Annotated in this window: 17 protein-coding genes and 1 pseudogene; 9 read left to right on the top strand and 9 right to left on the bottom strand. The window is 73.3% G+C overall.

The window, feature by feature from the left end; all coding sequences use genetic code 11:
* Nucleotides 1-990 (bottom strand): expansin EXLX1 family cellulose-binding protein, encoded by a 990-nt coding sequence (locus QF030_RS19330; protein WP_307163925.1) that lies wholly within the window; start codon nt 988-990, stop codon nt 1-3.
* A gap of 147 nt (nt 991-1,137) precedes the next feature.
* Nucleotides 1,138-2,307, bottom strand: coding sequence for a thiolase C-terminal domain-containing protein (locus tag QF030_RS19325; RefSeq protein ID WP_307163924.1), 1,170 nt, complete (start codon nt 2,305-2,307; stop codon nt 1,138-1,140).
* A gap of 112 nt (nt 2,308-2,419) precedes the next feature.
* Here QF030_RS19325 and QF030_RS19320 point away from each other — a divergent pair.
* Both QF030_RS19320 and QF030_RS19315 read left to right on the top strand, forming a co-directional pair.
* Nucleotides 2,420-3,635, top strand: a pseudogene (locus QF030_RS19320) (acyl-CoA dehydrogenase family protein).
* Nucleotides 3,632-4,105, top strand: a complete 474-nt coding sequence (locus QF030_RS19315) for a nitroreductase family deazaflavin-dependent oxidoreductase (protein WP_307163923.1) — start codon at nt 3,632-3,634, stop codon at nt 4,103-4,105. Before QF030_RS19320 ends, QF030_RS19315 begins: the two are co-directional and overlap by 4 nt.
* Nucleotides 4,106-4,224: 119 nt before the next feature.
* On the opposite strand, the gene QF030_RS19310 is transcribed toward QF030_RS19315, so the two are convergent.
* Nucleotides 4,225-4,839 (bottom strand): LysE family translocator, encoded by a 615-nt coding sequence (locus QF030_RS19310; protein WP_307163922.1) that lies wholly within the window; start codon nt 4,837-4,839, stop codon nt 4,225-4,227.
* Nucleotides 4,840-4,921: 82 nt separating this feature from the next.
* On the opposite strand from QF030_RS19310, the gene QF030_RS19305 reads away from it, so the two are divergent.
* A complete protein-coding gene (locus QF030_RS19305) occupies nt 4,922-5,374 on the top strand; it encodes an Lrp/AsnC family transcriptional regulator (protein ID WP_028807204.1) in 453 nt (150 codons plus the stop codon).
* Between the two features lie 87 nt (nt 5,375-5,461).
* Here the strand turns inward: QF030_RS19305 and QF030_RS19300 are convergent, their stop codons facing one another.
* Nucleotides 5,462-6,097, bottom strand: a complete 636-nt coding sequence (locus QF030_RS19300) for a TetR family transcriptional regulator (protein ID WP_307167621.1) — start codon at nt 6,095-6,097, stop codon at nt 5,462-5,464.
* Nucleotides 6,098-6,231: 134 nt separating this feature from the next.
* Between QF030_RS19300 and QF030_RS19295 the strand changes: the two genes are divergently transcribed.
* The 5 genes from QF030_RS19295 to QF030_RS19275 all read left to right on the top strand — a co-directional run bounded on the left by QF030_RS19295 (nt 6,232) and on the right by QF030_RS19275 (nt 11,661).
* Nucleotides 6,232-6,954 (top strand): VOC family protein, encoded by a 723-nt coding sequence (locus QF030_RS19295; protein ID WP_307163921.1) that lies wholly within the window; start codon nt 6,232-6,234, stop codon nt 6,952-6,954.
* Nucleotides 6,955-7,142: 188 nt separating this feature from the next.
* Nucleotides 7,143-9,527 (top strand): outer membrane protein assembly factor BamB family protein, encoded by a 2,385-nt coding sequence (locus QF030_RS19290; RefSeq protein ID WP_307163920.1) that lies wholly within the window; start codon nt 7,143-7,145, stop codon nt 9,525-9,527.
* 165 nt (nt 9,528-9,692) lie between these two features.
* Nucleotides 9,693-10,232 carry a hypothetical protein gene (locus tag QF030_RS19285; protein WP_307163919.1) on the top strand — a complete coding sequence of 180 codons (540 nt, stop codon included), beginning with the start codon at nt 9,693-9,695 and terminating at the stop codon, nt 10,230-10,232.
* Between the two features lie 128 nt (nt 10,233-10,360).
* The gene (locus QF030_RS19280) at nt 10,361-10,492 is read left to right on the top strand and encodes a DUF397 domain-containing protein (protein ID WP_307163918.1); all 132 of its coding nucleotides are present in this window, start codon (nt 10,361-10,363) and stop codon (nt 10,490-10,492) included.
* Between the two features lie 281 nt (nt 10,493-10,773).
* Complete coding sequence (locus QF030_RS19275) at nt 10,774-11,661, top strand: hypothetical protein (RefSeq protein WP_307163917.1); 888 nt, start codon at nt 10,774-10,776, stop codon at nt 11,659-11,661.
* 58 nt (nt 11,662-11,719) lie between these two features.
* On the opposite strand, the gene QF030_RS19270 is transcribed toward QF030_RS19275, so the two are convergent.
* From QF030_RS19270 to QF030_RS19260, 3 genes are read right to left on the bottom strand one after another with little or no spacing between them, the layout of a single operon-like run.
* Nucleotides 11,720-12,493: an enoyl-CoA hydratase/isomerase family protein gene (locus QF030_RS19270; protein WP_307163916.1), complete on the bottom strand. Its 774-nt coding sequence runs from the start codon at nt 12,491-12,493 to the stop codon at nt 11,720-11,722.
* Nucleotides 12,490-12,906 (bottom strand): Zn-ribbon domain-containing OB-fold protein, encoded by a 417-nt coding sequence (locus QF030_RS19265; RefSeq protein WP_307163915.1) that lies wholly within the window; start codon nt 12,904-12,906, stop codon nt 12,490-12,492. Before QF030_RS19265 ends, QF030_RS19270 begins: the two co-directional genes overlap by 4 nt.
* 29 nt (nt 12,907-12,935) lie before the next feature.
* A complete protein-coding gene (locus QF030_RS19260; protein WP_307167620.1) occupies nt 12,936-14,084 on the bottom strand; it encodes a lipid-transfer protein in 1,149 nt (382 codons plus the stop codon).
* Between the two features lie 109 nt (nt 14,085-14,193).
* Here QF030_RS19260 and QF030_RS19255 point away from each other — a divergent pair, with 109 nt between their 5' ends.
* Entirely contained in the window at nt 14,194-15,774 is a 1,581-nt protein-coding gene (locus QF030_RS19255) for a FadD3 family acyl-CoA ligase (protein WP_307163914.1), read from the top strand.
* Between the two features lie 112 nt (nt 15,775-15,886).
* On the opposite strand, the gene QF030_RS19250 is transcribed toward QF030_RS19255, so the two are convergent.
* Both QF030_RS19250 and QF030_RS19245 read right to left on the bottom strand, forming a co-directional pair.
* Nucleotides 15,887-16,081, bottom strand: a complete 195-nt coding sequence (locus QF030_RS19250; RefSeq protein ID WP_307163913.1) for a hypothetical protein — start codon at nt 16,079-16,081, stop codon at nt 15,887-15,889.
* A 202-nt stretch (nt 16,082-16,283) separates the two neighbouring features.
* The gene (locus tag QF030_RS19245; RefSeq protein ID WP_307163912.1) at nt 16,284-19,262 is read right to left on the bottom strand and encodes an AfsR/SARP family transcriptional regulator; all 2,979 of its coding nucleotides are present in this window, start codon (nt 19,260-19,262) and stop codon (nt 16,284-16,286) included.
* Nucleotides 19,263-19,387 lie beyond the last annotated feature (125 nt).

The raw sequence follows: 19,387 nt of genomic DNA, 5'->3' as shown, positions 1-19,387 counted from the left end.
TCAGTGCCGGGCGAACTGGACCCGTGTCGACTGCACCGCGTTCGGCCGGACGGCGATCCCCTCGACCGTCAGCCGCTCCCCGTAGATGTCGGTGAGCCGGAGCGTGCCGCCGCAGCCGGTGCCCTGCTCGGAGAGGAAGTAGTTGTACTCGGTGCGCGGCAGAGGGGTCCAGCCCGCGCTGGTGCGGACCTCGAGGCGGGCCAGCGGGTTGCGGTGGCCGATCGCCTGGATGCCGCACCAGTACTGACTGGAGCCGGTCTTGTACCGGATCGAGATCGTGTCGGAGACGGCGGGGCTCAGCAGGCTCCACGTGACCGGGATCCGGCCCGCCGAAAGGGGCGCGAGCTCGGCGAAGGCCTGGCGGCTGAGGTCGAGTTGGCCGGCCTCGCAGGGTGCCGGGCACTCGTTGGTGATCCGGACCGTGATCGACGCTCCGCCTGCGGCCCGGACGAGGACGTACGCGCCGCACGCCTTGGACGTCTCGTAGTCGGCGGTGTTCATCGCCGCCGTCATGACGTCGGAGGTCGGCCCGTAGGAGCAGGCGCCGTCGCCGTCCCCGACGTCGTAGGAGGTGGCGATCCCCTGGTAGGCGGTGCCGGGGGCGATCCGCCCCGCCGCCGGTGCCGTGCCGGACGCGGTCCGGGCGGCGGGCGCGGCCGAACGCCCGCCGGCCGGGCCGGACGCACCGGTCGGGGTGGCGGCGGGCGTGGCCGACCTGCCGGCCGTCGCGCTCGGGGACGCCGTGGACGGCTTCGGCGACGGCGCCCCGGTGGTCCCGGTCGCCGTCGGCGAACCGCTCACCCCGGCCCCGGCGACGGGCTCGACCGCGTGCGCCCCGCCGTCGGCCCCGGCCTCGCCCCCGCCGTCGGGACGGAAGGCCACGACCAGGGACACGACGAGCGCGACGGCCGCCACGGCCACCACCGTGACGACGGATACGCGGGGTCGGCGCCGCTCGGGGCGGGATCGGCGGTGGGAGGGAGATGCCACGGATGAATCCTTACGCGGTTCGGCGGAGCACGTCCGGGAAAGCTGTCGACACGTCTGTCGCCGCCGCTCGCGGAAAGGTTGCCGCCGCCGAAGGGCCGCCGTTCCCGCTGCCGGGTGTGGACCGCCGGGAGGGGGGCGCGGTGGGTCTCAGTCGCGTCCCAGGACCACCGTCCCCGACGAGCAGAACCACCCGCCGGTCCCGGAGGCGACCCCCAGCCGGGGCAGGCCTCCGTCCGACGCCCTCACCTGTCGCTGCCCGCCCTCGCCCCGCAGTTGCCGCACCGCCTCCACCAGCAGGAACAGGCCGCGCATCCCCGGATGTTGGGCCGAGAGCCCGCCCCCGTCCGTGTTCACCGGCAGGGCGCCGGACAGCGTCAGCCGCCCCTTCTCCACGAACGCGCCGCCCTCGCCCTTCGCGCAGAAGCCCAGGTCCTCGAGGGTCACCAGCGTCATGTAGGTGAACGCGTCGTAGATCTCGGCGAAGTCCATCTCGCCCGGACCCAGCCCCGCCCGTCCGAACGCCAGCCGGCCGCTCACCGCCGCCGGTGAGACCGTGAAGTCGTCCCACTCGGACATGGAGGCGTGCGACACGTGCTCCCCCGTCCCGAGGATCCACACGGGGGCCGTACGGCAGTCGCGCACGTACTCCTCGGCCGCCAGGAGCACCGCCGCGCCGCCGTCGGAGCGCAGACAGCAGTGCAGTTTCGTGAACGGGTCGGCGATCATCGGGCCGGACAGGACGTCGTCCACCGTCACCGGGTAACGGAACATCGCGTCCGGGTTCAGGGCCGCGTTCGCTCGCGCCTGGACCGCCACCTCCGCCAACTGCTCGATCGTCGTGCCGTACTGGAGCATGTGGCGGCGGGCGGCCATCGCGTACTTGGCGATCAGGGTGTGGCCGTAGGGGACCTCGAACTGGAGCGGACCACGGCCGCCGAAGGCGAAGGTGCCGGTGCGGCGGCCCGCCTTCACGTCCGCGCGGGCCGTCGAGCCGTACGCCAGCAGGACCGCGTTCGCGTGACCGGCGGCGATCGCGTCGGCCGCGTGCGCCGCCATGACCTCCCAGGTCGAACCGCCGACGGAGGTGGAGTCGACCCAGGTGGGCCGCAGGCCGAGGTAGTCCGCCACCTCGACCGGGGCCAGCGTGCCGAGTCCGGCGGACGCGAAGCCGTCCACCCGTGACCGGTCGAGCCCCGCGTCCGCCAGCGCCCGCCGGGCCGCCTGGGCGTGCAGGGTGTAGGGGGTGGCGTCGTCCACTCGGCCGCAGTCGGAGAGGGCGACGCCGACCACGGCCACTTTCCGGGTACCGGATGCCATGAATCTGACGGTACATCAGATACCGCCCGCCCTGAAGGCGTCTCCTCTCTGGGCATTCCCCTCCCTCCGGCCTAATATGACGCCCCGTCAACTCCGGATGAGAGGGGTGGCCATGGACCCCGGCTTCAGCGCCGAACAGGACGGGATCCGCCGCACGTTGCGCGAACTGCTGCACAAACGCTGCGGCCCCGAGGACCTGCGCGCCGCCCTGGACACCCCGCGCGGCCACGATCCCGTCCTCTGGGCCGCCCTCGCCGAGCAGCTCGGGCTGCCCGGCCTCGCACTCCCCGAGGCGTACGGCGGTGTCGGCTGCCCGGTCACCGACCTGGCCCTCGCCGCCGAGGAGACCGGCCGGGCCCTCGCGCCCTCCCCGCTTCTCGCGACCTCGGTCCTCGCGGCGCCGCTGATCCTCGCCCTCGGCACCGACGCCCAGCGCGCCGACCTGCTGCCCCGGATCTGCGCCGGCACCCTGACCGCCGCCCTCGCCGTGCCCGCGCCCGCCCTCGCCACCGCCCTCGCCCTGACCGGCCCCCAGGGCGGCGACTGGGCCGGTGGCGGGCGCGCGGGCGGCATCCAGGCCCGGCGGGTCCAGGGCGTCTGGCGGCTGTACGGGGAGGCCGCGCAGGTGCTCGACGGGCACAGCGCCGGGGCGCTCGTGGTCGCCGCGCACACCGGGGGATTCGTACGGTCGCGCACCCTGCTGTTCGTCGTGGCGGGGGACGCCGTCGGGCTCGTCCGCACCCGGCAGACCGCCCTGGACGCGACCCGGCCGCAGGCCCGGGTCCAACTGCGTGACGTGCGCGCGGAGCTGCTCGGGACCGAGGATACGGGCGTACCGGAGGCCCTCTCCCGCACCGGTGACTTCGCGGCCGCCTTCCTGGCCTGCGAGGCCGTCGGGGCAGCCGACCGCGCGCTGGAACGGACCGTCGAACACCTCGGCAGGCGGGAGCAGTTCGGCCGGGTGATCGGCTCCTTCCAGGCGGTCCAGCACCAGTTGGCCGACGTGTACGTCCAGATCCAGGCGGCCCGGTCCGCCGCGTACTACGCCGCCTGGGCGGCGGACGGCCCTGGTGGCCCGGGTGGTTCCGACGGTCACCGGGAGCGGGTCGGCGGGCTCGCTCTCGGGCAGGCGCTGGAGGCTCTGCGGCACGCCGCCGCCGAGGGGATCCAGTTGCACGGGGGCATCGGCTTTCACCTGGGAGCACGAGGCGCATCTGTACTTCAAGCGGGCCGCCGGCGACGAGCTGCTGTTCGGGCCCGTGCACCGGCTTCGGGCGCACGCGGCCGAGGGAGCCCGGCTCTTCGAGCGGACGGAGGTGTCGGTGTGATCGGCGTCCGGGCGGTGCAGAAGGTCTCCTCGACGCGGGCCTTCGCGAAGGTCGCGCCGCATGTGGTCCCCGCCCTCGACCGGGCCGTCCACCGTCTCACCCGGGGAAAGGTGCTGCTCAGCGCCCAGCTGCTGCCCGGGGCGATCCTGACGTCCACCGGGGCGAGGAGCGGGCTGCCACGTCGTGCGCCGCTGGCCTGTATGCCGGAGGAGGACGGCGGAAGCTGGATCCTGATCGGCTCCAACTTCGGCCGCACCGGGCACCCCGCCTGGACCGGCAACCTGCTGGCCCACCCCGACGCCGAGATCAGCTGGAGGGGCAAGGACATCCCCGTGAGGGCCGTGCTGCTGACGGGGGAGGAGCGGGCGGCCGTCTGGAAGGCGCTGCTGACGTTCTGGCCGCCGTACGCGACCTACCAGGCACGCGTCGACCGGGAGATCCGACTGTTCCGGCTCACCCCGAGGACTTAGCGGGCCCCGAGAGCCGGACGGCCCTGGCGGTCCTGGCAGGCCGGGCTGTCCTGGCGGTCCTGGCAGTCGTGGGGGACTGACGGTGCGGTGAAGATGTGGGGAGCGAGGTGGCCGAAGGGCTAGAAGGCGTGCTGGACGAGCAGGAACGTGCCGATTCCCAGCATCGCCGCCCCGGAGGTGCGGGTCACCGCCCGGGCCGCCGCGGGGCGGGCGCCCAGCAGGCCGCGGGCCAGGACGCCCACCGTCAGATAGACGGCGGCGCAGCACGCCATGTGCAGCAGGCCGAGGGCGGTCGTCTGGGCGGCCACCGGCAGGCGTCCCTCGCCCGTGGTGAGGAACTGCGGCAGGACCGAGAGGTAGAGCAGCAGGCCCTTGGGGTTCAGGCCGCTGATCGTGGCCCCGCGCAGGAACACCCGCCCGCCGCCGGCCGTGATCTCCTCGCCCGCGCCCGGGGTGCCCGGCCGCCGCAGCACGGCCCACCCCAACCACACCAGGTACGCCGCGCCCGCCACCGTCAGCCCGGTGAGCAGCGCCGGCGAACCCGCGACCAGCACCGCGAGGCCCGCCGCGGCCAGCAGCGTGTGCACGGCGTACCCGCTGACCAGGCCCCCCACCGCCGCGCCCACCGAACGGCCGCGCAGCCCGGCGGAGATCACGTAGGCCCAGTCGGCCCCCGGTACACACACCAGCAGCAGGTCGACGGCGAGGAAAGAAATCAGCGTTCCCGAGTCCATACCGGGGACATTAGGCGCGATGCCGCCGAAAGTGTTCCCGAAGGTTTCGCGGATCGGCGTGGTCTGGGGAAAGATCTGCCTCATGGATGACGTGGACCGGAAGATTCTTGCCGAGCTTCAGCAGGACGGGCGGCTGACCGTGACCGAGCTGGCCGCGCGGGTGCGGCTGAGCGTCTCGCCCTGTCACCGGCGGCTGCGGGAGCTGGAGCGGTCCGGGGCGATCAGCGGCTACCGGGCGGTGGTGGAGCCGGCCGCCGTGGGGCTGACCTTCGAGGCGCTGGTCTTCGTCTCGATGAGGCAGGAGGACCGGGACACGGTCGCGGAGTTCGAGCGGGCGGTGGGCGAGGTGGAGCACGTCCTGGAGGCGCAGCGGCTGTTCGGGGAGCCCGACTACCTGCTGCGGGTGGCGACCGCCGACCTCGCGGCGTTCCAGCGGCTGTACGACGAGCGCCTCGCCACCCTGCCGGGGGTGCAGCGGCTGACGTCGACGCTGGTGATGAAGCACGTGGTGAGGGACCGGGCGCTGCCCGCCTGAGGCCGACAGCGCGGCAGGCGGCAGCTCACCGGGTGAGCTGCCGCCTGGCAGACAGGACTTGACCGTAAAAAGACAGTGGGGGCCGGGCTACTTGGTCGGCTTCTTGCCGGTGATGCCCAGGTGCACCAACAGCGCGAGGTTCGGCTTGAGTTCAGCCTGCTTGACGCCCCACGTCTGGAAGCCCTTCTGGTGCGAGGCGACGGCCGCGAGCATCGCGACGAGCGCGCCCGCGACCGCGGCCGGGTTCACGTCCTTGTCGACCTTGCCCTTGGACTGCAGCTCGGCGACCGCGTCCGAAAGGGAGTTGTTGACCGAGTTGAGGATCTTCATGCGCAGTTTGTAGAAGCGCTTGTCCCCCTCCGCCGCGCCGAGGTCGACGACCCGGAGGATCGCGTCGTTCTTCCGCCAGAACTCCAGGAAGCCGTCGACGAGTTCCTGCGCCGTCTGCCAGCCCGCCTTGCCGACCCACGAGCGACCCGCGACCAGTCCGGTCAACTCGGCGCCCTCGGCGGCCATTTGCTCGGCGATCTCCAGGACGGCGCCTTCGACGTCCGGGAAGTACTGGTAGAAGGTCGCGGGCGAAGTGCCTGCCTTCCGGGCGACGTCGATGACCTTGACGTCGCGGTACGGAGAGGAGCTGAGCATCTCGCTGAGGCAGTCGAGCAGCTTCTGCCGCGTCGCCTGCCCGCGCCGACCGGCCACGCGGCCGTCGACGGTACGCACTTGTCCTGTCATGCCGTCAGCTTACCGAGGGGTGATCGGAGCGCTATTCGGCCGACTGCAAATGGGGTGCGAGGGGGTGCGGAGGCGGGTGTGCCTGGTCTGCGGCTTGCGCGCGACGCCGTTAGTTTGGCTGCATGGCCGAAAACAGGGCATCGGTGTACGCAGAGGGCGTCCCCTGCTGGGTGGACGCGCAGCTCCCCGACGTGGACGCGGGCAAGCGGTTCTACGGTGAGCTCTTCGGGTGGGGATTCGAGGAGGCGTACGGCTCCTCCGTGTGGGCCCGGCTGGAGGGCGCGCCGGTGGCCGCGCTCGCCCACAAGACGGACGGCCGGATGCCCACCGTGTGGACGGTGTACTTCGCGACCCCGGACGCGCGGCGGACCGCCCGCCGTATCCAGCAGGCCGGCGGGCAGGTCATCATGGCGCCGCTGCCGGTCGACGGAGCGGGCACCGCCGTGCTCGCCGCCGACCCCGAGGGCGCGGTCTTCGGCCTGTGGCAGCCGGACGGCCATCCCGGCTTCGGCGTACGGCACCGGCCCGGCACCTTCGCCTGGGCGCAGCTCTACGCCCGGGACACCGAGGCCGCCAACACCTTCTACGGTCATCTCTTCCACGAGGCGCTGTTCGGGCCGGGCGCCGAACCCGACTTCGGGCGGGCGCCGGTCGGCGATGTCTTCCCGGAGGTCATGCCGCCGCATTTCCTCGTCCACTTCGGCGTGGAGGACTGCGAGGCGACCCTCGGCGCGGTGAGCCGGCTCGGCGGACGGGTACAGGCGGGTCCGTTCACCGCCTCGTACGGAACGGTGGCGGTCGTCACGGACAATCAAGGGGCGTCGTTCGCGCTTCTCCAGCGCTGACGGGCGCCGTGTGCGTGCTGTATGCGCGTATATGAGATGAGACACCCCGATTGCCTCCGGGTTCGCAACCGGCCGTCCGGCCAGGAAGAATCAGGGTGCGTGCCGCCATGGCGGTGCGGTGGTGAGACGCTGCACGGGGCCGTGTGCACAAGCGGGTGACGCGGTTCGTACGGGGAGGTGGCAGGCAAGTGGTGGATCAGCTGACGCAGCACGATCCGCGGCGGATCGGGCCGTTCGAGGTGCTGGGACGGCTGGGGGCCGGCGGCATGGGGCTGGTCTATCTGGCCCGTTCGGCCTCGGGCCGGCGCGTGGCGATCAAGACGGTCCGGACCGAGCTCGCCGAGGACCAGCTCTTCCGGGTGCGTTTCACGCGCGAGGTGGAGGCGGCCCGGGCGGTCTCCGGGTTCTACACGGCCGCCGTCGTCGACGCCGATCCCCGCGCCGCCGTGCCCTGGCTGGCCACCGCGTACGTGCCCGCGCCCTCCCTCGAGGAAATAGTGAACGACTGCGGGCCCATGCCCGCCCAGGCCGTGCGCTGGCTGGCGGCGGGCGTCGCCGAGGCGCTCCAGTCGATCCACGGCGCGGGGCTGGTCCACCGGGACCTCAAGCCGTCCAACGTGCTCGTCGTCGAGGACGGGCCCCGGGTGATCGACTTCGGTATCGCGTCCGGCGTCTCGAACACGCGTTTGACGATGACGAACGTGGCTGTCGGCACCCCCGCCTACATGTCCCCCGAGCAGGCGAAGGACTCCCGCAGCGTGACCGGCGCGAGCGATGTCTTCTCGCTCGGCTCGATGCTGGTCTTCGCCGCCACCGGACACCCGCCCTTCCACGGCGCCAACCCGGTCGAGACGGTCTTCATGCTGCTGCGCGAGGGCCCGGACCTGGAGGGCCTGCCGGACGAGCTGCGCCCGCTCATCGAGTCCTGTATGCAGATGGACGCCACGGCCCGGCCCAACCCGGCCGACCTCCAGGCCCAGCTCGCCCCCCACCTCTTCGGCTCCGGCTCCGACGACAGCGGTACGGCGTCGGCGTGGCTGCCCGAGAAGGCGGTCACCCTGATCGAGACCCGCCGTGGCGGCCGCCCGGCGAAACCGGCGCCCCCGAGCCCCCGCAGCGGCGGCGGAGGCGGCGTGGGCATGGCCCGGCCCGCCGCCGGTCCCGCCGTACCGCCGCCGCCGTCCCACGCCCCCGTGGTCCTCTCCCGTCCGGCGTCCGCTCCCGTGGCCGTCGGCGCTCCCGACGTCGGTCCCGTCCGGCTGGCGGGCGCCGCCGTGCCGATCGGGCCGGGTCCGCGCGTCGCCGACGTCCGTGCCACGGCCGCCGTGAAGGCGCCGGTGGCCGAGCCCGGCCTGGTCGCCAACTGGTCGCGCCCGCGCCCCGGCGTCAACGGCGCCGACACGACCGTGCCGGCCCCCCAGAGCGCGCCCGCGGAGACCCCGGCGGGCTGGCGGCCCTGGCGTTTCCGCATGTCGAACGATGTGTGGGGCACGCCGTCCGTCGCCGGGGACCTGGTCTACGTCACCTCCTTCGAGGTGCACGCCCTGGATGTGGCCACCGGTCGGCGCCGCTTCAAGACGCGGGACGTGGCCTGGTCGATGGCGGTCGCGGACGGCAGGGTGCACGCCTCCGACGGCCCCACCCTGTTCGCGCTGGACGCCCGGGAGGGCGGCGACCTGTGGCGGCTGTCGACGGAGGCCTGGGTGTACTCGCTCAGGGCCGACCGGGGCACGGTCGTCACCGGCACGCGCGGCGGCGGCGTCCAGGCCTGGGAGGCCTCGACCGGGCAGAAGCTCTGGGAGATCACCGGCTGCCAGACGGACTTCGAGTCCCCGGAGGCCGGCCCGGTGCTGCACGAGGGCACGGTCTACGTCTGGCAGGACGCCCGGCTCAGAGCCCTGGACGCCCGCACGGGCGAGGAACGCTGGTCCTACCCCGTCGGCGACACGGCCTCCTGCGGCGGTGTCCCGGTCCGGGTCACCCCGGCCCCCGACGGCTACGTCTACCTCGCCGCCGGCACCCGCGTCCTCGCCGTCGACGTCGCGAGCGGCATGGTGCGCTGGCACTTCGAGGCCCCGGCGGTCTTCCTGTCCCCGCCGACGTTCGTGCCCGGCCCGGCGGTGACCGGCGGTGGCGTCTACCTCGCCGACTACCTCGGCACCGTGTACGCCATCGACGCCACCGACGGGCGCGACCGCTGGCGTATCGCCACCGAGGCCCGGGCGTCCGTCGACCCGGTGCTGGTGGCTGCCGGACATGTCCACGTCGGCAGCGGCAAGGGTCTCTACACCCTGGACGCGGTCACCGGCACGCCCAAGTGGCGCTTCCAGGCGGGCGGCGACATCGTGGGCGCCCCGGCGGTCGCGGAGGGCCGTATCCACTTCGGCTCCACGGACCACCTGCTGTACACCCTGAAGGCCGACGACGGCCGGCTGCGCTGGAAGCTGGCGACCGGCGGCGAGATCACCGGCTCCCCGGTGGTCCGCGACGGCGTCGTGTACGCGTCCAGCAAGGACCGCTGCGTGTACGCGCTGGACGCGGAGAAGGGCACGGGCACCGCGCGCACGGCCTGAGCCGGCCGCTCGGTGCGAGGAGGACGGCCGTCGGACCGGGACGGCCGTCGTGCCGGGTGCACGGAAGGGAGCCGGACGGCGGCCGCCACCCAAGACGCTACGCCGGGGACCGGCCGGTCGCCACGCGGTGACATGGTCGTGACAGCCATTGCCTAGGCTGGCGGCATGGATCCACGGGGGCAGAAACTCAAGTTCACAGCGGTGGCGGTGTTCGTCGTACTGGCGCTGACCGGTTTCTCGACGAGCCGGGGTCACGGCAGCAGCCACGGCGGCGGGGGCGGCGGATGCAGCAGCTCCAGCCAGAACCACGACAGTTCGTCGAGTTCGGGTTCGACGTCGAGCGGCTCGTCCGGCAGCACGTACCACGACTACGACGACGATGACGACTACACGGACGACACCTCCGGCGGCGGCTCCTCGAACACGTCCACGGTCCTCCAGGACGCCACGGTGGAGCTGATCGACTGCGCGACGCCGAGCGAGCCCTACGCGACGGTCGAGGTCAGCAACCCCAACTCGACCGGCGGCTACTTCACCGTCACGGTCGACTTCCTCGACGCGGGTTCCGGCCGGGTGGAGGAGCAGAGCGAGGAAGCGTACGTCTCGGGGAACGGCACGGCGAAGGTACAGCTCGACCTGTCCGCCCCGGCCGTCGTGGCGAAGGTCGACCACTGCGACCCGGAGCCGTACGCACCGGCCCGCTGACCGGACGTCTCTCAACGGACCGACGCCTCCACAGGCACCTCCGCCCACACCGTCTTGCCGGCCCACGTGGTGCCAGGCGTGTTGCAGACGGTGAACTACGCGCGGGCGGTGCTGGGTGTCGGTCGGAGGTGGCCGACGGGTTCCGGGCCGTCGTCCCGGTCCGTGACAGCAAGGTTCCGCACGGTCCCGCGCTGTGCTTCGAAGTCGCTTCCTGGGCCGATTTCATAGGCGAGTTGAAGGCCGGGCACCACCGTCCCTGAGGCGGCCGGATCCCGGCCACCGTCCACGTTCTGGCTCACCGGGCCCTTGTCCGCGAGGGTCCGGCGGGCCGCTGACCTCCTGAAAGAACCGGGGGAAAGAACTTCCCGCCCGCCCACCCTCCCCGGCCGGGAAAGCCGCGTCACCCGTCCGAGTGACCGGCTTGCAGCGGCGGGATACGGGCCGTTACGTTCGCCGCGACAACCGCAAACAGATACGGCCCCCGGCCGGGACTGGCATCCCGAACGAGGGCCTGACCGATCAGGAAGCAGAACCCTTCCCGATGGCTGAATCGCAGTCTAACGCGCCCCTGCGCGTCGACGCCGGAGCTCCGACGTCCGGAGTGATCCACGTCCGCACCCGCCTCGCGGCCGACTTCACCGTGATCTCCAACGCCCTCGCCCAACGGCGTGGCAGCGCGGTCACGATCGGCGTCGCGGCGTACATCGCCTCCCTGCCCGACGGCTCCCCCGTGACGATCACCGCACTGTGCGAGCACTTCAGCGAGGGGGAGATCCTGATCTCGCGAGCGCTCAGGGAGCTGGAGGCGGCCGGATACCTGGAGCGCCGCCGCGAGCGAACGCCCACCGGACAGGTCGGTACCCGAACATACTTCTACGACGTACCCGACGGCGCGCCGCATCCGGACGGGCCTCCCGAGCCGCCGAAGCACCGTCGCCCCCGCAGGCAGCCCGCCGTCGTACGCGGACCGCTGCGGCCGCCGGTCCAGCCCGAGGCGGAGATCCCGGCCCCGCTCACCGATGTCGCCGATGTCGCCGACGCCGCCGTCGCCGACCCCCGAGCCTTCGCCGCACTCACCGCCCTGCGCCGGGTCGACCCCCGCCTCGTCCTGTCCGCGCGGGAAGCCGCCCGCCTCGCCCCGGCCGTCACCCGGTGGCTCGCCGCCGGTCTCCTGCCCACGCACATCACGGACCACCTCACCGCGAGGCTCCCGGACCGGTTGCTGGCCCGCCCGGCCGGCATCCTCGCCTACCGGCTCGCGGAGACGCCCCTTCCCCTGCCCGCACCGGCTGGAAGCGCGGAAGCCTCCGCACGTCCGGCGGTTGTGCGCATGCGGAACTGCGACGGCTGCGACCGCGGATTCCGTACGACGGAACCCGGCCGCTGCCGGGACTGCCGGGCACGGGACCAACTCCGTGCGGCCGGCTGAGGCAATGAACCGGCGGGCGTTCCGCGCGCCGGAGCCGCGATCATCCGCACCTGTCGGCTCAGCGGACCCGGGGGGCGGCGGCCGAGCGGCCGGCGAACAGCTCCGCCTGCTCCCCGGTCGGCAGGTTTCCCAGTGAGATGAGGTGTGGCGCCTGGGCGAAGGCCATCGCGCGGGCCGCCTCCTTCGCCGCCCACAGTGCCCGCACGGTGCCCTGGACCCCGGCGGGGGGATATCCCGCGACGACGGCGGCGCAGGCGACGGCGGCGGCCGACGCCCCGCCGGGGTCGGTGAGTTCGGAGACCAGCCCGACGTCGAAGGCGCGCCGGGCGGAGATCCGTTCCGCCGTCCCCAGCAGCATCATCCGCGCGACCTCCCCGTACGGCATCCGCTGCGCCAGCAGCACCGACTCGTACGCGCTGACCATTCCGTAGGCGGTGTGCGGGTCGAAGAACACGGCGTCGGCGCCGGCCACGATGAACTCGCACTCCCCGAGCAGATAGAAGGCGCCTCCGCAGGCCATCCCCTCCACGGCGGCGACGACCGGCTTCCACAGGTCGTTCGCCTTGGGGCCGACGGTGAGCAGCGGATCGTCCTGCATGTACGGGGAGCCGGGCTGGGGCACGACGGCGTCCCGGTCGAGGCCCGTGCAGAAGGCCCGCTGCCCGGCCCCGGTGAGGACGACGGCCCGCACCGCGTCGTCGAACCGCAACGCGTGCCAGATGTCCCTCAGTTCGCGGACGGTCTCGAGGTCGAGGGCGTTCAGCCGGGCCGGCCGGTCGAGGGTGACGACGGCGACTCCGGTGACCTCGTCGGTGTCCAGGCGCACACTCACGGCCGCTCCAGGATCCACTGCGGAAGCCCGTCGCCGTCGAAGACGACCTGGACGCGGGCGCCGATGCGGACCTGGTCGGGGGGGAAGGAGCCGAGCGGCGCCCCCGGTTCGCTCACCAGGTTCCCCACCATCCGGATCCGGGGCGCGTCGGCCAGCTCGACGAGGATGACGTTGTAGGGGGCCTGGGCGGCGTAGTCGGGCAGCAGGGGCGGATGCGGGACGACGTAGGACCAGATCCGGCCGCGGCCCGACGTCGGCCGCCACTCGCTGGTGAAGGACCGGCAGTGCGGGCAGCAGGGGCGGGGCGGGAAACGGGGTTCGCCGCAGTCCGCGCAGGCCTGGACGCGGAGTTCGCCCCGGGCGGCGTACCGCCAGAAGGGGGCGCCGTCGGCATCGGTGACAGGGGTGAGCATCGCGGGATCGACTCCTCGGTGCGTCGGCTTCAGTTCCTGAGCAGCAGGGCGGAGGTCGGGACGCCCTCACCGGCGGTGACCAGGCAGGTCGCGGCGCCCGGCACCTGGGCGGTGCTGGTCCCGCGCAGCTGCTTGACGCCCTCGTTGATGAGGTTGAAGCCGTGGACGTAGGCCTCGCTGAGTCCGCCCCCGCCGGTGTTGAGGGGCAGCCGTCCGCCGGTCTCCAGGGCGCCTCCCTCGGTGAACGCCCCGCCCTCTCCCCGGCCGCAGAACCCGTACCCCTCCAGGGAGAGCGGGACGAGGGGCGTGAAGGCGTCGTAGATCTGTGCGACGTCGACGTCGTCCGGGGTGAAGTCGGCGTGCTTCCACAGGTGCCGGGCGGCCGCCCAGGCGGGGCCGGTGAGCGGGTCGTCGTTCCAGTAGTTGACCATGCCGTGGTGCTGGGCGGGCAGGCCCTGGGCCGCGGAGTGGACGTAGACGGGTGCCCGGCGGCAGTCCCGGGCCCGTTCGGCGCTCACCACCACGCATGCCAACGCCCCGTCCGTCTCGAGGCAGTTGTCGTACAGGCACAGGGGTTCGCTGATCCATCGGGACGACATGTACATCTCGCGGGTGAGGGGCCGTTCGTACATCACGGCGGCCGGGTTCTGGTTGGCGCGGTTGCGGCAGGCGAGGGCGACGTTGAAGAGGTGGTCGCGGGTGGCGCCGTACTCGTGCAGATAGCGGCGGGCGAGCATGGCTATCTCGTCGGCGGGCCGCAGCAGCCCGAAGGGCCGGGTCCACTGGGCGGGGGTGGGCAGCTGGACGGCCGTATTGGTCCACGGGCGCGGCCCTGAGCCCCGTTTGCGCGACCGCCAGGCGACGCCCACCGTGGCCTGCCCGGCGGCGATGGCGGCGGCGAGGTGGGCGACGGTGGCGCAGGAACCGCCGCCGCCGAACCCGATCTTGCTGAAGAAGGTCAGGTCCCCGAAGCCGACGGCCTTCGCCAGCTCGACCTCGTCCGTCTCCTCCATGGTGTAGGAGGCGAGCGCGTCGACCTCGCCGGGGGCTATCCCGGCGTCGTCGAGGGCGGCGAGGACGGCCCGGCAGGCGAGGGTCCTCTCGTCCTCGGGGAGGTGCTTGGCGAAGGACGTCTGCCCGATGCCGACGATGGCCGTGGCGTCCTTGATTCCGGTCACTGCGGGCACGCTCCACGCACCTCCACACGACGACAGCGCTGCTGACAGTCCGTCAGGTTACCGCTAATCTGACGGTCAGTCAGCTAGTGGTCCGGCGGGGAGGCTGGTCGTGCGTGGTGACATCGAGTGGGGGACGATCCCCGGCCTGGTCCGCTGGTCGGCCGAGCGGTACGCGGAGACCGAGGCGGTGGTGGAGGGACGTACCCGGATCTCCTACGCCGAACTGGGCGTCCGCGTCGAACGCGCGGCGGCGGCCTGTCTGGCGAACGGGGTGCGGGCGGGCGACCGCGTCGCCGTCTGGGCCCCGAACTCCCTGGACTGGATGGTGGCGGCGCTGGGCGCGGTGAGCGCGGGAGCGGTGCTCGTGCCGCTGAACACCCGCTTCAAGGGCACCGAGGCGGCGGACGTGCTGCGCCGCAGCGGGACGCGTCTGCTGTTCGTGACGGGCACCTTCCTCGGAACGTCGTACGTGGCGTCGCTGCGCCGGGCGGCGGCGGAGGGCGACGGTGGCGGCCCGCTGCCGGGGCTTCCCGCGCTGGAGCAGGTGGTGGTGCTCTCGGACGACGCTCCGGCGGACTTCTGGACCTGGAAGGACTTCCTGGCGAGCGGGGAGGGCGTCGGAACGGCGGAGGTACGGGCGCGGGCGGACCGGGTGGCGGGGGAGTGGCCCTCGGACATCGTCTTCACCTCGGGCACGACCGGCCGCCCCAAGGGCGCGGTGATCACCCACACGCAGACGCTGCGGGCGTACGGGATCTGGACCGACCTGGCCGGGCTGCGGCAGGGCGACCGCTACCTGATCGTGAACCCCTTCTTCCACACCTTCGGCTACAAGGCGGGCGTGATCGCCTGTCTCATGCGGGGCGCGACGATGATCCCCCAGCCGGTGTTCAACGTGGACACGGTCCTCGCGAACGTGGCGTCGGAACGGGTGTCGGTGCTCCCCGGGCCGCCGACCCTGCACCAGTCGCTGCTGGACCACGCGTCCCGGGACAAGCACGACCTGTCGGCGCTGCGGCTGGTGGTCACGGGCGCGGCGGTGGTGCCGCTGCGGCTCGTCGAACGTCTGCGGGGCGAACTGGGCGTGGAGACCGTCCTGACGGCGTACGGCCTCTCGGAGGCGAGCGGTGTCGTCACCATGTGCCGTCGCGGGGACGACCCCACGGTCATCGCCTCGACGTCGGGCCGCGCGATCCCCGGCACCGAGGTGCGGGTGGACGCGCCGCCCGGCCGGCCGGGGGAGGTCCTGGTCCGGGGCTTCCATGTGATGCGCGGCTACTACGAGGACGAGGCGGCGACGGCGGAGGCCCTGACGGAGGACGGCTGGCTGCGCACCGGCGATGTGGGCGTCCTGGACGCCGCCGGCAACCTCCGGATCACCGACCGCCTCAAGGACATGTTCATCGTCGGCGGCTTCAACGCCTATCCGGCGGAGATAGAGCAGCGTCTGGGCCTGCACCCGGACGTGGCCGACGTGGCCGTGATCGGCGTCCCGGATCCCCGCCTGGGCGAGGTGGGCAAGGCGTACGTGGTCCGGCGGCCGGGCGCGGTCTCCACGGCCGACGACCTGATCGCCTGGGCCCGGCGGGAGATGGCCAACTACAAGGTGCCGAGGTCGGTGGAGTTCGTGACCGCGCTGCCCCGCAACGCCGGCGGCAAGGTGGTGAAGGGCGAACTGCGCTCCCCCTGACCTCCCGCACCCGCACCCGCACCCGCACCCGCACCCGGACACGCCTCGGCCGCGGCGGCTCCCCTCCGCGCCGCCGCGGCCGATCCCCGTCGCAGTGGTGACGGACCGGTGCCTACTTGCCGCCCAGATCCAGGGCGGGCGGGACGGGCGCGTGGTTCTCGAGCGTGACGATCTTCTGCTCGGCCGCCTCGGTGTCCGGCGTCGCGGGTGCCGCGGGCTCGGACAGGGCAGGCAGGATCGGAGCGTGGTTCTCCAGCGTGGTGATGTCGGCGGTGACGTCCGTCGGCTGCTTCTCGGCGTTGCTCATGTTCGGCTCCCCCTGGGAGTGTTCAAGTGAGTGAGGCGTCTCTGTCCGGCGATTCCCCCGAGTATCGCCGGACAGAGACATGTGCCGGAGCCCACCCCCCAGCGGGCTCGTACGGCCCGTTCGTCCCCCGATGCGACGGACCGTTGAGTAGACCTTGCCCGATCGTCATAAACGTTCGATGAACGCCACCCGCCGGGGTCGCTCACGACGCGTCCAAAGGGGCCAGCAGACGGTGCACCTCGGCCGCCTCGGGCGCTCCCGACCGCTCCAGGAGAGGCAGGGCCTCCTGCCAGCAGGCGCGTGCCCGGTCCGACTGGCCGAGTGCGTGCAGGCTCCGGCCGAGTGCGGTCAGCACACCGCCGCGGATGAGGTCCCCGCCGATGAACCCGATCGCCAGGGCCTGTTCGGCGTGTCGCGCGGCCTGGGCCGGGCGCCGGTCGGCCAGGTGCAGCTGCGCGATGCGGTAGTGCGTCGTCCCCTCCCACAGGCGCTGCCGGTTGCTGCCGAACATCTCCAGCGCGTCGGAGAGCTGCACCAGACCCTCGGCGAGCCGGCCGGCGCTGATCAGCGCGACGCCGAGGGCGTAACGGCCGTTCGCGAGGCGCAGGGTGAGCCCGAGCTGCTGGTAGATGTCCACGCCCTGGCGGGCCAGGGTGACCGCGTCGGGCGGCCGGTTCATCCGCTCGTAGAGCCGTGAGAGGTTGCACAGCGCGTTGGCCTCTCCCGGCCGGTTCCCGTCCGCCCGGTAACCGTCCCTGGCGGTGGTGAGGAACTCCTCGGCCTCTTCGTAGCGGCCCTGGCCGAGCGCGATGATCCCCCGGTCCGTGGCCGCCCAGCTGACCGGCGTCGCGTCGTGCGCCGCCGTGGCGAGCTCGATCGCGCGCGCGGCCTCCTCGTCCGCCTCGGAGTAACGTCCGGCGGCCAGGTGGACGTTGGACAGCGCCGTCCGCGCGCGGCTCTCCGCGCGGATGTCGGCGGCGTCCTGCGCGGCGTCCCGCAGGGCCGTCGCCGCCCACTCGTACTGCTTCGCGTTGGCGCCCGACTCCGCCAGGTCCTTGGCGGCCCAGAGCAGATCGACGGCACGGCGCAGCCCGCTGCCCGTCTGCTGCTGCCGTGCGCACGCCAGCAGGCACTGCGCCTCAGCGAAGAGCCAGTCGAGGGCCTGGGTCCGCTCGTCGAAGGAGAGACCCCGGTACGACGTGGGCTCGAGGTGGACGACCGTGCGGTCGCCGGGCCGCTCGATCGCGTAGACCCCCGCCGCCGTCGCCAGATAGAAGTCCAGCAACCGCGACAGCGCGGCGTCGCGCTCGCCGGGCGGCTCGTCGCGGTCGGCGCACGCACGCGCGTAGAGCCGTACGAGGTCGTGGAACCGGTAGCGGCCGGGGGCCGCCGATTCCAGCAGGGAGGTGTCGACCAGGGACTCCAGCAGGTCCTCGGTGTCCTCCACCGGCAGGTCCAGGACCGTCGCGGCCGCGGCCAGGGAGGTGTCCGGGCCGTCGGCCAGGCCGAGCAGCCGGAACGCGCGGGCCTGGGCGGGCTCCAGGGCGCCGTAGCCGAGTTCGAACGTCGCCTTCACCGCGAGGTCGCCCGCCTGGAGTTCGTCCAGCCGGCGCCGTTCGTCCGCCAGCTTGGCGGCGAGGACGGACACCGTCCAGGTGCGGCGGGCCGCCAGCCGGGAGGCCGCGATACGGATCGCCAGCGGCAGGAAACCGCACGCGGCGACCACGTCCAGCGCGGCCTTGCGCTCCGCGGCCACCCGCTCCTCGCCGACGATCCGGGTGAAGAGGGCGAGGGCCTCCTCGGGGGACATCACGTCCAGGTCGACGAGGTGCGCTCCCGCCAGGTCCACCATCCGTACCCGTGAGGTGACCAGCGCCGCGCAGCCCTCCGTGCCCGGCAGCAGGGGGCGTATCTGGGCCGCGTCCTTGGCGTTGTCCAGCAGCACCAGCACCCGTCGGCCGTCCAGCACCGAGCGGTACAGTGCCGCCCGCTCCTCCAGGGAGTCGGGGATCGCCGAGTCCGCCGTGCCCAGGGCGCGCAGGAACGACCCGAGGACGGTCTCCGGCTCCGCCGACCGTGGCCCCGCGCCCTGGAGATCGACGTACAGCTGCCCGTCGGGGAAGGCCGGACGGGCCTGGTGGGCCACGTGCACGGCGAGGGTCGTCTTGCCCACGCCCCCGATGCCCGCGAGCGCGGACACCGCCATCACCCGGCCGCCCCCGCCCGGGCCGTCACCGGCGCGCGCCAGCACCTCGCTCAGCTCGCGCACGAAGGAGGCGCGGCCGGTGAAGTCCGGGACGGTGGCGGGGAGCTGCGCAGGCCGGACGCGTACCACCGCCGGTTCCGCCACCGGCGCCGACGGCTCCGCCAGTTCCGGGTCGGCCTGGAGGATGCGGCGCTGGAGCTGCCGCAGCCCGGCCCGCGGATCCACCCCGAGCTCCTCGGCCAGCAGCCGCCGGGTGTCGGCGTAGACCGCGAGCGCCTCCGCCTGCCGGCCGCTGCGGTACAGCGCCAGCATCAGCAGCTCGCGCAGCCGCTCGCGCAGCGGGTACGCCGCGGTGAGCGCGGTGAGTTCGGAGACGGCCTCCGCGTGGCAGCCCTGCTCCAGGTCCATGTCCAGCCGGGACTCCAGCAGCCCCAGCCGCCATTCCTCCAGCCGGACGCGCTGTGCCTCCGCGTACGGCCCGGGGACGCCGGCCAGGGCCTCCCCGTCCCACAGCCCCAGCGTCCGGTTCAGAACCTCGCGGGCGTGGGACAGGTCCCCGGCGGTCCGTGCCTTCTCCGCCTGCGCCGCCCACTCCTGCGCCACCGCCAGGTCCAGCGCGCCCTCGGCCAGACCGCGCACGGCGTAGCCGCCCGACTCGCTCACCAGGACGCCCGGGTCGAGCACCTTGCGCAGCCGGGAGGCGTAGGTCCGTACCGCCGCCAGCGCCTGTGACGGAGGGTCCTCGCCCCACAGCGCGTCGATCAGCTCGGCGGCCGTCGCCGTACGGCCCTCGCGCAACAACAGGGCGGCCAGCAGGGCGCGTTGCTGTGGTGAACCGGTGGCCAGCCGTTCGTCGCCGCGGCATGCGCGTACCGGGCCGAGCACGTCGAAGCGCAGCGTCGCCGGCTCCTCGGGGGAGCCGGGCCGTCTCTGCTCCGGCACACGCGGGTCGCGGCGTCCTACCCGGTCGTCCATCAGGGCTCCCCTTAGGCATCCGAATTACCAGGCCAGTTTGCCCTGTCCATGCCGGAACCGTCAGCTCCCCCCGGTGGTGCGCGGGAGTCCACACGCCCCACCCGTCCGATGCGCACACATCCCCC

This window comes from Streptomyces rishiriensis (genome assembly GCF_030815485.1).
GTDB classification, from domain to species: Bacteria; Actinomycetota; Actinomycetes; order Streptomycetales; family Streptomycetaceae; genus Streptomyces; species Streptomyces rishiriensis_A.
Note: the sequence above shows the minus strand (reverse complement) of the source record. Positions and strands in the feature narration are given on the sequence as shown.

Excerpts from the sequence above, each read along its gene's own strand:
- QF030_RS19325 (WP_307163924.1), bottom strand. The coding sequence starts at position 2,307 with ATGGCATCCGGTACCCGGAAAGTGGCCGTGGTCGGCGTCGCCCTCTCC.
- QF030_RS19310 (WP_307163922.1), bottom strand. The coding sequence starts at position 4,839 with ATGGACTCGGGAACGCTGATTTCTTTCCTCGCCGTCGACCTGCTGCTG.
- QF030_RS19305 (WP_028807204.1), top strand. The coding sequence starts at position 4,922 with ATGGATGACGTGGACCGGAAGATTCTTGCCGAGCTTCAGCAGGACGGG.
- QF030_RS19295 (WP_307163921.1), top strand. The coding sequence starts at position 6,232 with ATGGCCGAAAACAGGGCATCGGTGTACGCAGAGGGCGTCCCCTGCTGG.
- QF030_RS19285 (WP_307163919.1), top strand. The coding sequence starts at position 9,693 with ATGGATCCACGGGGGCAGAAACTCAAGTTCACAGCGGTGGCGGTGTTC.
- QF030_RS19275 (WP_307163917.1), top strand. The coding sequence starts at position 10,774 with ATGGCTGAATCGCAGTCTAACGCGCCCCTGCGCGTCGACGCCGGAGCT.
- QF030_RS19265 (WP_307163915.1), bottom strand. The coding sequence starts at position 12,906 with ATGCTCACCCCTGTCACCGATGCCGACGGCGCCCCCTTCTGGCGGTAC.
- QF030_RS19250 (WP_307163913.1), bottom strand. The coding sequence starts at position 16,081 with ATGAGCAACGCCGAGAAGCAGCCGACGGACGTCACCGCCGACATCACC.
- QF030_RS19245 (WP_307163912.1), bottom strand. The coding sequence starts at position 19,262 with ATGGACGACCGGGTAGGACGCCGCGACCCGCGTGTGCCGGAGCAGAGA.